The following is a 13459-nucleotide window of genomic DNA, read 5'->3' on the forward strand; positions in this document are numbered from 1 at the left end:
ACCAGCGTTGCTATTTCTGTCAGCGAGATTTCGAGAGAAAAGAAGCAGCAATAATTTTATGTAATGAATGTGGAGAAACCTGTGGCGAAGCTTGTCCGAATTGCATTAATAAGGGGTACACATGGATGCAAAATCAATTTCAGACAACTCAGCTAGTTAGCAATCGATTTGCCTAAACTAGAAATAGGAACGCTTGTTGTTGGGCTAGACTACTAGCACCTTTTGAGACTATGCAGATCGCCACGAACAGTGGTAGAAGTGCGATCGCCGTTCATATGTCTGAGTGGCATGTATAGAATAATTAAGGGCTATAGCTATCTATTGGAATCATCTTGAACATTTTTAGACATAACTGGGGCAGCAATGACCAAATCTCTGAACAACTCTCCGGTTTACTGGAAAAGTTAAGCATTGTCACAGGCACGAAAAGCCATAGCGCCACAACTCCTGGGCATAAATTCGATGGCTGGTCTTTATCAGAGCGCAATCCTGAAGCGATAAAAGCTTGGATGCCAATTTGGAAATGGTTTTACCATAACTATTTCCGAGTTCAAACCGACGGCTGGCATCACATCCCATCGACAGGCAAGGTGTTGCTCGTTGGCTCCCATAATGGGGGCTTGGCTTCACCAGATACATCAATGTTTTTGTATGACTGGTTCTGTCGGTTTGGTTACGAACGATTAGCCTATGCCTTGATGCATCCCTCTGCTTGGCAAACGCCGCTTTTTGCTCGACCAGGTTCGCAGGTTGGGGCAATTATAGCTCATCCGAAAATGGCGCGTGCGGCACTCTCAAAAGATGCAGCACTACTGGTCTACCCAGGAGGGGCAAAAGATTTGTTTCGTCCCTATGCTTGGCGAAACCAAATTCATTTGGCAAATAATAAGGCGTTTATTAAGTTAGCTCTGATAGAATCAGCGCCAATTGTACCGCTTGTCTCCCACGGCGCTCATTCCACTCTAATTATCTTGGCTGACCTTTACTCACAGGTGAAACAGCTTCAAGAATGGGGTTTTCCCTTGTCGCTTGACGGTAATACAGGCGTGTTTCCAATTTTTCTGGGGCTACCTTGGGGTGTTGGAATTGGTCCAATTCCCAATTTCCCGTTTCCCGTGCAGATTCATACTCGCGTTTGTGCGCCAGTTGTATTCGAGCGTTACGGTCGTGCCGCCGCACGCGATCGCGACTATGTAGATGCTTGCTACCAAAGGGTTTGCAGCCACATGCAGGCAGAGCTAGACGACCTATTGAGCAGAGTGACGGATGATTTGTAATTGAATTTGTTTGCCTCATCGATCCGATCGCTTGGCGAATGTCTCAAACTCAACAGCGTCGTGACTGCAAAAGAGGCGCACGTCTTTGCTGCGATCGAGGGACAGTGCGTGTAGCCGTTGTTGGTTGTAGATTCGAGCTTGGCGATCGACTTCCATCATCCACTGATAGGCACGTAGACCAGGCGTGCAGCGACGCTGGGGCGAACCCATCTCATGTCGGTAAAAGTAGGCATCGCCTGCATGAAAGAGCCAGCCTTCAGTCGTGTCGATCGCAATGCCAGCATGACCCCGCGTGTGACCGACGAGCGGGATCATCAGGATCTCTGGTGGTAGTCCCTCAAGGTTGCGCACTGCCTCAAAGCCGAACCAAGGTTCACCTCCAGCAGAATAATACTTCCAGCTTTTGACCTCATCCCATTGCCCAAGACGATAGCGCTGGCTGGCAATGAAACCGCGCCTTGACTGGGTAGCCTCAATCTCAGCCTGCATCACATGTACGGTTGCTTCGGGAAAATCTTCTAAACCGCCAGCATGGTCGAAATCGAGATGAGTTACTACAATATGGCGCACGTCATTTGCACTAAAACCGAGTTGTTCGAGCTGGTGGAGCGCCGTATATTTGCGATCGAATTGAATCCGATTAACTTGAATAAAGAATGGGCTAAGTCGGGAGTAAGGCGCTTCAATATCGCGCTGACCGAAGCCAGTGTCGATCAAGACAAGTCCCTGTTCTGTCTCAACTAGCAGGCAATGGCAGACGAGGCAGGCACTCAGACCCCGACTGAAGCCATCAAATAGCGCTCCGCCCAACGGACACATACAACCGCAATTCAGATGATGAATGCGCATAAATGCTCCTAATTGACAATTCCAAATTGAATTGACTAAGGTTCAAATGCTGCCAACGTGGCAACGAATTCAGGCGTTGACTCGTAGGGCAAGACATTGCGACCAGCAATCTTGACACCTTTGCCTTGAGGCAAGCACTTGAGGTAATCGGCTAATCGTCGGTCTGGTGTATCCTGCTTGCCTGCTTGACTGATACTCGATGCTCGATCGCCCACAACAACTAGTGTTGGTTGAGCGATCGCCGCGATCTCATCTCGATAATTCTGTCGCCAGAAACCCGCTAAGAAGGAAAAGACTGCGTAACGGCTGGCGGGATTTGCCGCACCTTTGACCAACAGATCCAACCATTCACTATCGACGCGATCGCTACTAGCAAATAGCTGGCGGGTCGAGAAAGAACTCAAAAACTGCGGTCTTCGAGCATAAAAATAAAAAGCAGTGCCAAGGGGCGAATCTAACAAATTCCAAGTCAGTTTTTGCTGCCTCACTCCTGTTGGTTGAGTCATGAGTGCGATCGCTGGGGGGCTAGCCAGTACCAATTTTTGGATGTGATTTGGTTGAGTTTGCAACCGGACTAACTCAAGTGCTACGGGTAGCAGCGCCCCTTGCACGACCAGGGTGACAGGTTTTTGAATGACTGTTTCCAGAAAATGTTGCAACTGCGCAGCCCAATCAGCCGGAGTGTAGGCAATATGCGGCATCTCGCTCTCGCCACAGCCGAGGAGGTCGGGATTGTAAATCGGATTATCGTGTCCGCCTTGATACCAAGCTTGACAGAAGCGATGCCAAAATCGACGCGATAAGCCAACTCCAATCGGGTGAATTAGTAGCAAAGGAGTGCTATCTTGAGTTTCTGGAGTGTAGTGCTCGTAAGCGCAACGGTAATTCTTCCAAGCGTAAAACTCTGTATTTGGGATTGTTATCTGGCTCATGACTCACACCTTTGCTTGCTGTAGATGCCAGTATTTGGCTAGCCGTCCATCTTTACCATATATTGGGTCTGTTTTAGGCAAAGGTACTTGAGCGATGTTTCGTTCTGCTTGGGGACGTTCCCCTGGTTTTCCATAGTTCATATCCCATTTCTGCCCCTGCGGATAGGCTCCCACCACTTGAAAATCGGGACTAGAACCTAGATTTTTGTGTGCTACTCCAGCAGGGATGATGATGACATCTCCAGCCCGAACCTCAAAAGTTTGCCCATTGTCATCGCCGCCAAGTCGGACAGAAGCCTCACCGCGAGATATTCCCAGCACTTCGTGAGCAGTGCTGTGATAGTGATGATAAGGATATATGCCATTGCACCAAGAGCCACTCCATTCATTGGCATGGAATATCGCCTCGAAAGTTGCGGCAGGATCTTGCTGAGGTAACTTCACCGCATTTTGGTACAAAACTAGAGGAAGTTTTTCATTGTTAGGAAATCTGCCGTCATCTGCAAACACCTGAACGAGGGGGTTTGAGCGCTGCAATACTGCATCTAGATGCGAATTGCTCGTAGTCATTGGTTTTTGCCAAAAGTACAAAGCAGTTCTACTAGTCTGCCTATAACATTACTCCAACTACCTCCACCAGAGGTCAGGGTTCTTTAGGACACAACTTGAGTATGTTTACAAAATAGGGAGCAGGGAGCAGGGAGCAGGGGAAAGATCGGGAGCAATTCTAGCCACTAGCTACTCACTACACCCCACACCCCACACCCCACACCCCACACCCCACACCCAGGAGCGAAGCGACGATAAAAGTAACCCTGGAGTTAGTGGTCGTCAGCCTATTGAAGAAGTTACCGTTTTTAGAGAGGCACTCTAGCTTCCCAAGCCTCGTCTAGTAAAATGAAGACACTCACAACACTTTTTAGCGAAAGCCGCAGCGATCTACACTCAGACATCGAGAGAGCGACTAGCATAGAGCAAGTAGTTAAGGTGGTGCAGAACCGACTTGACGAACTTGAAAGAAGTTATGTTGGCGAACTCAATATCGCTCAGGTGCGTTTGGCTTCCTTTTTTTTAGAAGTGCTGCGGCAGTCTATAAATACTCTGACTGCGATCGATTCTAGGCAAGATTCAAGTATAGAACAGCAACAATTTTTTAGTCAAATTTCTAAGTTTTCTCCAAAAAACTTAATTCTAAAATTGCTACAAGGACTCAGTTGTATCGGCATTTTAGGAGCGTTATTCTCATCGTATTCAAATTCTTCGCAAGTCTGGATTGCAATTTTGTTGCTCTTTCTGCTAGTCGGGCTAGAAGTAGTATTTCAACTCAATGCTAGTCAAGAAAATCGCCTAGATTCTGCCGTGCTGAAGGAAACACTTCCGTCAAAATTGCAGATCGATAAAGCGACTTTTTTAAATAGTTTAGGCGATGCTCTAAATACGATCGATCTTGCCGTTGCAGCTTCGGAAAACCAGAAGACAATTGATGCTAGTGGCATAGAAGAATTGCCAGAACTTTTGAATTTTCTACAAAGACTCAGTGGCGCGTCATTTCTGGCTCAACCGCAAATGACGCTGGAACTTACGAAACTTCTGCCGCAAATTTTAATGGAGCAGGGAATTAGAATTCAGATGTACCGACCGCATGACGAATCTAGCCGTCGCGAGTATTTTGACTTCGAGCCAAATATAGACCGCTCGGCTCAAGAATACATTACTATAACCCCTGCCTTATGGAAGGGCGATCGCCTGCTGCTACGCGGTCGAGTCATTGAGCCAGCTCGTTCTAAGACTGAAAATGAAAATATTGTGTCATCGTGAATTTGTCTAACATCACATTCAACTTCGAGCGAGATTCAGATTAAATATTAACTATAAATAACACTATGAACGTGAAAGTTGTCGAGATAGTAGGTTTTGATTTGGGACATGGCGAAACGGCTGTAGCTAAAGCGCCAGCTCAAAGTATTGAGTCTCCGCAAATGTTAGAAATAAATCATAAGAAGAACCAAATTACCGCTCTTGGCTGGCATCCCGAATTAGGCTATCTTGTGGGAGACCAAGCGTTAATTCAAGCTGACGTGACTCAACTGAAAATCACTTTTAAGCAAAAGCCAGACGACCTTAATTCTAGAGAAACAATCAGTAGATTTCTAGAAACTTATTATCGTCTGCTCAAAGAAAGTAAACAGATTGAAGGTGGAATTCATAGCCATTTCTATGTTGGATGTCCTTCAGGATGGACTTTAGACGAGCGAGAAAAATACCAGCATTTATTAGAGTCAACTGGCATTCCATTATTAAGTGTCGTACCCGAATCGCGGGCTGCTTTTATGCAAGCCAAAGAAGTTGGTAAGTTTGGCTACGACCAGCTTAAGTCATCAGTGCTGATTGTCGATCTTGGCTCTTCGACTACAGATTTTACTCTAGTTAAGAGCTTTCACGAAATCCCACTAGATTTTGGCAGTAATGCTTTAGGAGCTAGTTTGATCGATCGGGCGATTTTTGCTCGTACTCTTGCTAACCACGAACAGAAAGTTTTACTAGAAAAAGTATTTGCAGAATACCCTCATCATCAAGCACGGTGCGAACTTGCCTGTCGTAAAGCGAAAGAAGATTACTTTTCTAACGAACAGATATACAGCGATTCTCAATCCTTCGCACGCGGTTTTGAGTCGATTAACGAACAGATTTTCTTTATTCCTAAAGTTAATCAGCAAATTATCACAGAAATTTTAAACCAGCCTCTACCCGAACTAGGAAATAAAAGTTGGAAAGAGTCGTATCGTCAGACAGTCAATGAAGCAAAGGAAAAGCTAGAAAAACTTGGCGTTACGCCCAAAGTTTTATTGATGACTGGTGGTGCATCTCGCATGAGTTTTACGCGCCAAATTTGCGAAGAAATTTTTCCCGAACCCGAAACTCAAGTTCGTCCCGATCCAGAACCAGAACGATGCATTGCATTAGGTCTAGCACGAGTAGGAAGATGGGAACTACGCGCTAGTGCATTTAAAGCAGAAGTTGACAAACTATATGACTCGCACCAGCTGAAAGAGGCGATCGCCAGAAATATTCCAGAGCTAATCGAGCTAATAACTCAGCCATTATCGATCGCCTTGATTGAAAATGCTGTCAAACCTGGATTAAAAAACTGGAAAAACGGTCAAATTCGCACTCTGGCAGAGCTTGAAAGTTGGATGAAAAGCCAAGCAGAACAGTGGCTAAAAAGCGATCGCGGTCGGCAACTCATCGATAATAAATGCGTGACTTGGTTCAACAGCAGCATTCAACCTGAAATAGCCGAGCGAACCGATCCGATTTGTCGTCAGTTTCAAATTCCTAGAAGCAGTTTAAGGTTAGAAAGTGGCATCGACCCAACTCTAGTCAATCCTGATTTACCCATAGGCGATGCTATCCTTGCCGATGCAGTGGCATTTACAATTAATTTGGTCATTGGCAGTGGTACTGTCGGTAGCATTATCGCTCTACTCTTAACTGGGCATTTAATCGTGCCGATCGCACTAGTTTATGGTGCAGCTCTCGTTGGTGGGGGAGTGGGGCTAAATCGGGAGAAAATTGAAGACGCGATTAAGGAAAAGTTGGATATTCCTAGTTGGATTCGTTTTGTGGCATTAGGAGATAAAACAATAGATAGTATCTGTGACAAAATGAAACCCGAACTAGAGTCAAGTCTGAGAGAAAAAATGACCCAGGAGCGGCAGGCTTTTGACGAGCTGATTGAGAAGATCGGGCATCAGGTGAAAAAAGCTTTGCATACCAAAGCCGAAGAGGTGACAATTCTCATTCAATAGCAGGCGTTTTTTGTTGACTACTTCGTGTGAAGATCCCCCCAACCCCCCTTAAAAAGGGGGGCATTGTTCCACCCATTGTTAGGGAGACTAGGGGGGGTCGGATCTGTCACAATGGCAAACGGAATTGGTAGTAGGGGAAGTTTAGGCTGTCCGGGTTGTCCTTTGTCAAAACTCACCTGTCAAAACTCACCTGTCAAAACTCACCTGTCAAAACTCCTCTAAAAGGCACAGTAGTATTACTTCATTGGAAAGACGCGATCGCACTGTTGTGTTTCTAGGATTGTAAGGGTTAGAAGTATGCAGTTTTTTACGATTTATGGATAATTCATTCACCCGTCCCCTAGCTGTCGTTACAGGTGCTTCCAGTGGTATCGGCTACGAACTTGCCAAACAGTTCGCCCAAAACGGCTTCGATCTCCTCATCACAGCCACTAATTCAAACCTAAACGAAGTTGCTCAGACATTGGAAGGGATGGGTGCCAAAGTTGAGACGGTGCAGGCGGATCTCGCTACCTATGACGGTGTTGAGGCGCTATATCAGAAAATTCAAGACTCGAATCGAGCAGTGGATGCGATCGCCATTAATGCAGGTGTTGGTGTTGGCGGCGATTTTGCCCGCGAAACCGATCTACAAGACGAACTCAATCTCATTAACCTCAACGTTGTGTCGTCCGTTCATCTTGCCAAACGGGTTGTCAAGGATATGGTGAATCGCGGCAAGGGTCGAATTCTCTTCACGTCATCGATCGCCGCCCTGATGCCTGGTTCGTTTGAGGCAGTCTATGCAGCTTCTAAAGCTTTTATCCAATCCTTCTCGGAAGGGTTACGTAATGAGTTGAAGGATACAGGCGTAACTGTAACTGCGCTCATGCCTGGACCGACTGAAACTAACTTTTTCCACCGTGCGGGAATGGACGATACTAACGTAGGTGCAAATGAGAAGGACGATCCAGCTGAGGTTGCCAAGCAGGGGTTTGAAGCTCTGATGAAAGGTAAGGATAGTATAATCGCTGGGTCGCTCGCGACCAAAATTCAAGGTGCGGTGAGCAAAGTCTTGCCCGATACCGTCAACGCCGAACTGCACCGCAAGCTGACTGAGCCAGGATCGGCTAACAATTAATTTTGTGATGGGGTAATTCGAGAGTATGAAAGACTTACTGCAAAAATTCTCATCCTGGAGAGATGCGATCGTTAGATTGAGCGATCGCGCTGGGGAAAATCGCGTTCTCTTATTCGATTCACGTGATGCAGCCTACAATGTTGCTTTCATGCTCGACGGTGAATGGGATGAGTGTAATAGTGTTGTCATACCTACCTCGGATGAAATAGCAATTAAAACTGCTGCTAGCCTAGTGGAAGCTAGATGGTGTGACAGCGGTAAGTCTTGTACTTTATTACCCAAACTAAGTGTTGAGACATTAAAACGGCGCTACGCGGTCGGAGATAGACACTTTATCAATGCCAATCTCATGTGTGCCGATCTCAGCCATCTCAATCTAAATCAGATAAATTTCGGCTGGGCGAAGTTGAGAGGTGCTAACCTCAGCGGCGCAAATCTCAGTGGTGCTGACTTAACTGCGGCAGATTTGAGCGATGCTAATTTGAGTGGAGCCGACTTAAGCGGTGCAGACTTATCAAGGGCAGACTTAACGGGCGCAAACACGAGCGATACCAATCTTAGTGGTGCTTGCTTGAGGGGTGCGATCGCCTCTAATTCGGGAGATCGCATTTCTTAATTCAAGCTACTCCAACCTCGACAGTCATACCTGCATGGCGCAATCGCTCTGCCAGAACGTCACCGAGTCCAGTTGCAGGGGTGAGGATGCCCCCGCGTTGCCAACCGCCAGGTAGTTTGTCTTCATTCGATGCCAAACATAATGCTGACTCGCACAAAAATTTCACCGTAGCGCGGTTGCCAGGATCGCCGCGATCGCCAATCAGTCCCCGTACCTTGCATCCGTCACTCGTCAATCCTAAAAGTTCGCAACGAAACCATCCCTCATTCATTGTTTTCTCCGACGGACCGCTACCTGGTTGGGGTAAAAGGGGTTGCAGCAGGTTACGGACTGGCGGTTGCTGGATTGCACCTATAAATAGAGCCGTTGCAGTCGTAATCCCAACTGCTGGTAGCCATCCTAGCGGGGGGTCGAACTTCAGGTATTCCTGGTAGGTAAAGTCAACGCCGTATGGTTCTTGCCACTGACTGTATAAGGCACTGCTGCGGCGTACTACGCGGGTATTAATCGCACCCATGAAAAATGGCGCTACCCACGTATCAATATCGGGATCGTATTGCGGGAATTGTGGATCTCGATTGCGTTCTATTTCTTCTGGGGAGCGATCGCTTGTTGGATCGAGTAGGAAAGGATTGCTTACTTGACTTACCTGAGTCGAATCATAGAGGTTAAAAGCAGAAGCTAGAGTCCCACCGTTAAACCCGCCCATAGCTTGATAGTAAGCTTTCACCGCTCGGCAGGATGTTCCCAGTTCTCGTTGGATGTAGCGGACTATCAGGTAAGTTCCCAGATCCGAAGGCACGGAATCAAACCCACAGCAGGGAATAATGCGAGTACCATCGGTTGCGGCTTTATCGTGATAGCGATCGCAGAGTTCCTTCACCCAAGGAGTCTCGCCCGTAATATCAACGTAATGGGTTTTGAAGCGCACGCAGGCATCAACAATTTTATTGCCATAGAGAGCGAATGGTCCTGCTGTATTTAGCAGTACCCGTGTCTGGGAGACAATATTATCTATGGCAGTTGCATCTTGGCTATCTGCAACTAACACATCGACATTGACACCAACTTGCGCCTTCACCTGTTCGAGTTTTTCACGGTTACGACCCGCGATCGCCCAACGTACTTCGCTAGAAACTACGTGCTGGGCAAAGTATTGTACTGTTTGCTTGCCAGTAAAACCACTAGCTCCGTAAAGCACGACATCGTATGGACGAGCGGTCATCGAACGGTATCCTCATTCACAAATTTAGCTACACGCATTGTAATTTGATAGAGTATTGCAGACAACTTTTCATCATTAGTTTCTAGTTCTGCTCGACCGATTCCATCTGTGTAGCGCAAAATGCGTCCGATGGCGTTGGTAATCTCAATCAGAGATTCTTCTCCATCGGCAGTTCTATTGCAGTAATGGTCATGTTAGTTTTACCCCCAAGACTTCAAGTTGCCGTTCTATCAAAGCGATCGCCCTTTCTACTACTGTCTTAGCAATTGGGCGATCGCTTGCTAGTGCATTCTTACTTACCTACTCTGGTAGTTGTCACAATGATGCTTGCTTAGTACAAATGTTTTATAATACGATACCAATGCGTGCAATGCACTTTTATGTGTGAGTGCGTTGTTTGTTGTCAGCAGCCCTGGTGTGTGTTGTTATTCTGGGGCTGTTTTAATTTTGGAGAAATAGGAATTGCCCGATCGCAACTTTCTCTAAAAATGTTTTGAGTGCAAAGACAATCTGTCCAACTAATGGATCGAAAGTGTAGCTAAATGTGGAATCAGTTCGAGGCGATATCCTGATGCCAATTGTGTAGAGCTTACGAATTGGTATAAAAGCTTGAAAGGCTTGAAGAGAGAGGGAATGCGGATGAAAGGACTTGAACCTTCACACCTCTCGGTACTAGAACCTAAATCTAGCGCGTCTGCCAATTCCGCCACATCCGCATATCGGCTTTACGATTATAGCAGAGAATAAAAGATTTTTACTCGCTTCTCAAAGCGGCAATGGGATCTAATTTAGCAGCATTCCGAGCTGGGATGACTCCCGCTAGCAGTCCGACGACGAAAGAAAGCCCAAACCCACTCGCGATCGACCACAACGATACAATGAGGGGAAATTTGAAAATATTCGCAGCAGTAGCCGCGATCGCCACCCCTAACCCAATTCCCATCCCTCCGCCAACGACAGAGACGACAACCGCTTCGGCTAAAAACTGAATTAAAATCGCCGCATTAGTTGCGCCTACAGCTTTGCGAATACCAATTTCTTTTGTCCGTTCGACAACCGAAACTAGCATGATATTGGCAATCCCAATCCCGCCTACAACTAGAGAAATCCCCGCGATCGCCACTACCATCACGGTAAATAATCCTACGACACTACTAAACGTGTTGATAATATCGACCTGATTAATAATCCGAAAATCATCTGCTTGCGGTGGGTAGATATTGTGACGCAAGCGTAAGAGGTTCGTGACTTGAAATTGTGCCGCATCCAACTGCGTCTCGTTACTAGCTGCTAACCAAAATCCGTTGATGGAAACTCCAGTCAAAGCATTATTTCCTACCAACCGCGCCGACATATTCGTTAACGGTACGTACACGCGATCGTCTTGATCTTGACCCCCAACCGCGCCTTTTGGCTCCATTACCCCCAGTACTTTATAACTTTGTCGCTGAATCCGAATATCAGCTCCTACCGGATTAACTTCTGCACCGAACAGTTGATCTCGTACCTTAGAACCCAAGACTACAACTGGTTGAGCCGCATCTAAATCTGCCTGAGTAAAAAATTGTCCGACTTGGGGGCGAATATTTTTCACCTCAGAGTAATATAAATCCGTCCCGAGAACGCTAGTAGAAATATTCTGCCCGCCATAAACAACTTGAAACTGACGTTGTAAAAAAGCAGTCACTCCAATCGCCGCTGGAGCCTGTTGCGCCACAGCTTTAGCATCTTCCCAAGTCAAAGTCGAAGCCGAACCCACCCCTTGGTTAATCCCGCCACCAGTCGTAGACGCACCAGCGAGGACGAGCATCACGTTCGTACCCAAAGCTTGAATCTGTTGTTCGGTAGATTTTTGTACGCCTTGTCCTACCGAAGTAATAGAAATCACCGAAGAAATCCCAATAATTACACCCAGCATTGTCAATCCCGTGCGTAACTTATGGTTCCATAAAGATTCCGCCGCCATCCCGACAACTTCAGCAGTTGAGACGGTGTTAGATTGCTTGGGGATAGATGGTTTTTTGAACATGATGAATAATCGGGAGTCGGGAGTCGGGAGTCGGGGAAGAGAGCTTCAGGAGCAGAGGAGCGTCAACTGTCAACCAACAACAAATGACCAATGACCAATGACCAATGACCAATCATAACTGTTCACCGTCGCGAACCTCCCATACCTGGGATTCCTGGCGTTCTGGTTTGGGGACGAGTTCCTGGTGGAAAGGTGATGAAGACTTTTTCGGTTCCCGTAAGTCCTGATAAAACTTGGGTTTTGTCATTTACAGTCACTCCGGTTTGGATGGGGGTAAAGATGGGATTATTATTCTCGCTAGCGACAAATACACCCGTACCGTTAGGTTGACGAGCGATCGCAACTGTGGGGACGGCGATCGCATTTTTCAGTTCGCCTGCTTTAAAATCAACATCAACGTTCATGCCCGATCGCAACAGCTGAGGAGCGGTGAGAATTGCAGCTTTAACTTGAAAACTCGTGACGTTCTGCTCTACGGTAGATTGAACGGCAATTTGAATCACTTGCCCTTTGAAAGTTTTACCTGGATAAGCATCAGCTCGAAAGCTAATTTCTTGTCCGATGCGAATTTGAGCAATATTGCTTTCTGATACGTTGGCGACAACCTGATTGTTCGCTGCCAGTGCCAAGATAGAATTGGAAGTTGCGCCAGAAACAGAACTACCTGCGGTGGTGGGAGTGACGAAAGCACCGGGATCGGCATATTTTTGCGCTACTACACCACTAAAAGGAGCCGCGATCGCCGTATCCTTAATTTGTGTCTGAATATTTTGTAATGCCCCTCGTGCTTGTTCGACTTGAGCGCGGGCTTGGGCGATATCTTCAGGACGCGAACCATTTTGTTGTAATGTTAAAGCTTGCTGCGCTCTATCCACAAATGCTTTAGCACTATTGTAAGCAGCGCGCGATGTAATTAAATCTCGACTAGAAATTGCTCCAGAGGCGAATAACTGCTCGTTTTGGCGCAGGTTTGAGGTTGCTTCTTCTAAGGTTGCTTGAGTATTTTGTAACTCTGCTTGCGCTTGAGCAATATCTTCAACGCGATTCCCCGCCAGCAATTTTTGTAAATTTGCTTGCGCTTCTGCAAATCTTCCCTTTGCTTCGATTAATTGTCCCTGTAAATTTGAATCATCCATGTAGGCGATAATTTGCCCTTGCTTTACCCAATCTCCTTCTTTTACCAATAGGCTTTTCAGCCGCCCAGAACTTTTAGGGCTGACGTTAATCGATCGCTCTGGTTTAATTGTGCCGTTAGCTGCAACAGTTACGGATAAATTCAATCGTTCCACTGGAACAGATAGGGCTTGGCGCTGGGCGGCTTGACGGGGAACAATGACAATTTGACGATAAACAATGTAGCTAGCTGCGGCTAAGAAGCCAAGCAAGAACATTCCCAGCAACCACTTAGTAATTCCTACTTTCTTTAAGTCTTTCACGCGCAATGAGAACGCCCTGAATCAGGCAAATCAGTTTTCATTTTAACTTCACGCTCAGCGATACACTCACTACACCAATTCTGTGCCACCATCTTAGAAACTAGTCCGCTCAACCTCATGTAGAAAAGGTCACGATCGCCCTATGACTTTAGTCATGGTTATTAGT

The 13459-nt window shown here is 46.6% G+C and carries 11 protein-coding genes and 1 tRNA gene; 5 read left to right on the forward strand and 7 right to left on the reverse strand.

Going from position 1 to position 13459, the window contains the following annotated elements:
* The first annotated feature begins 332 nt into the window (after positions 1-332).
* Positions 333-1277, forward strand: coding sequence for a glycerol acyltransferase (locus tag ACRC32_RS18590; protein ID WP_438555364.1), 945 nt, complete (start codon positions 333-335; stop codon positions 1275-1277).
* Between the two features lie 15 nt (positions 1278-1292).
* On the opposite strand, the gene ACRC32_RS18595 is transcribed toward ACRC32_RS18590, so the two are convergent.
* From ACRC32_RS18595 to ACRC32_RS18605, 3 genes are read right to left on the reverse strand one after another with little or no spacing between them, the layout of a single operon-like run.
* The gene (locus tag ACRC32_RS18595) at positions 1293-2126 is read right to left on the reverse strand and encodes an MBL fold metallo-hydrolase (RefSeq protein ID WP_438555365.1); all 834 of its coding nucleotides are present in this window, start codon (positions 2124-2126) and stop codon (positions 1293-1295) included.
* Positions 2127-2161: 35 nt separating this feature from the next.
* Entirely contained in the window at positions 2162-3058 is an 897-nt protein-coding gene (locus ACRC32_RS18600) for an alpha/beta fold hydrolase (RefSeq protein ID WP_438555366.1), read from the reverse strand.
* A 3-nt stretch (positions 3059-3061) separates the two neighbouring features.
* Positions 3062-3628: a cupin domain-containing protein gene (locus tag ACRC32_RS18605; RefSeq protein ID WP_438555367.1), complete on the reverse strand. Its 567-nt coding sequence runs from the start codon at positions 3626-3628 to the stop codon at positions 3062-3064.
* Positions 3629-3955: 327 nt separating this feature from the next.
* On the opposite strand from ACRC32_RS18605, the gene ACRC32_RS18610 reads away from it, so the two are divergent.
* The 4 genes from ACRC32_RS18610 (at position 3956) to ACRC32_RS18625 (ending at position 8603) form a co-directional block, all read left to right on the forward strand.
* Positions 3956-4876 (forward strand): hypothetical protein, encoded by a 921-nt coding sequence (locus tag ACRC32_RS18610; RefSeq protein ID WP_438555368.1) that lies wholly within the window; start codon positions 3956-3958, stop codon positions 4874-4876.
* A gap of 71 nt (positions 4877-4947) precedes the next feature.
* Complete coding sequence (locus ACRC32_RS18615; RefSeq protein WP_438555373.1) at positions 4948-6867, forward strand: Hsp70 family protein; 1920 nt, start codon at positions 4948-4950, stop codon at positions 6865-6867.
* A gap of 316 nt (positions 6868-7183) precedes the next feature.
* On the forward strand, positions 7184-7987 hold the full coding sequence (locus ACRC32_RS18620) for an SDR family NAD(P)-dependent oxidoreductase (protein ID WP_438555369.1): 804 nt from the start codon (positions 7184-7186) through the stop codon (positions 7985-7987).
* Positions 7988-8012: 25 nt separating this feature from the next.
* A complete protein-coding gene (locus tag ACRC32_RS18625; protein WP_438555370.1) occupies positions 8013-8603 on the forward strand; it encodes a pentapeptide repeat-containing protein in 591 nt (196 codons plus the stop codon).
* Position 8604: 1 nt separating this feature from the next.
* On the opposite strand, the gene ACRC32_RS18630 is transcribed toward ACRC32_RS18625, so the two are convergent.
* From ACRC32_RS18630 to ACRC32_RS18645, 4 genes are all read right to left on the reverse strand, one after another.
* Positions 8605-9828: a saccharopine dehydrogenase family protein gene (locus ACRC32_RS18630; protein WP_438555371.1), complete on the reverse strand. Its 1224-nt coding sequence runs from the start codon at positions 9826-9828 to the stop codon at positions 8605-8607.
* A gap of 634 nt (positions 9829-10462) precedes the next feature.
* Positions 10463-10544 (reverse strand) — tRNA-Leu (locus tag ACRC32_RS18635).
* Positions 10545-10582: 38 nt separating this feature from the next.
* Positions 10583-11857, reverse strand: coding sequence for an ABC transporter permease (locus ACRC32_RS18640; RefSeq protein WP_438555372.1), 1275 nt, complete (start codon positions 11855-11857; stop codon positions 10583-10585).
* A gap of 122 nt (positions 11858-11979) precedes the next feature.
* A complete protein-coding gene (locus ACRC32_RS18645) occupies positions 11980-13248 on the reverse strand; it encodes an efflux RND transporter periplasmic adaptor subunit (RefSeq protein WP_438555374.1) in 1269 nt (422 codons plus the stop codon).
* Positions 13249-13459 lie beyond the last annotated feature (211 nt).

The sequence above is a fragment of the Chroococcidiopsis sp. genome (genome assembly GCF_051657925.1).
Classification (GTDB): Bacteria; Cyanobacteriota; Cyanobacteriia; order Cyanobacteriales; family Chroococcidiopsidaceae; genus Chroococcidiopsis.

Coding starts and splice junctions, on each gene's coding strand:
- ACRC32_RS18595 (WP_438555365.1), bottom strand. CDS start 2,126: ATGCGCATTCATCATCTGAATTGCGGTTGTATGTGTCCGTTGGGCGGA.
- ACRC32_RS18600 (WP_438555366.1), bottom strand. CDS start 3,058: ATGAGCCAGATAACAATCCCAAATACAGAGTTTTACGCTTGGAAGAAT.
- ACRC32_RS18605 (WP_438555367.1), bottom strand. CDS start 3,628: ATGACTACGAGCAATTCGCATCTAGATGCAGTATTGCAGCGCTCAAAC.
- ACRC32_RS18610 (WP_438555368.1), top strand. CDS start 3,956: ATGAAGACACTCACAACACTTTTTAGCGAAAGCCGCAGCGATCTACAC.
- ACRC32_RS18620 (WP_438555369.1), top strand. CDS start 7,184: ATGGATAATTCATTCACCCGTCCCCTAGCTGTCGTTACAGGTGCTTCC.
- ACRC32_RS18625 (WP_438555370.1), top strand. CDS start 8,013: ATGAAAGACTTACTGCAAAAATTCTCATCCTGGAGAGATGCGATCGTT.
- ACRC32_RS18630 (WP_438555371.1), bottom strand. CDS start 9,828: ATGACCGCTCGTCCATACGATGTCGTGCTTTACGGAGCTAGTGGTTTT.
- ACRC32_RS18640 (WP_438555372.1), bottom strand. CDS start 11,857: ATGTTCAAAAAACCATCTATCCCCAAGCAATCTAACACCGTCTCAACT.
- ACRC32_RS18645 (WP_438555374.1), bottom strand. CDS start 13,248: ATGTTCTTGCTTGGCTTCTTAGCCGCAGCTAGCTACATTGTTTATCGT.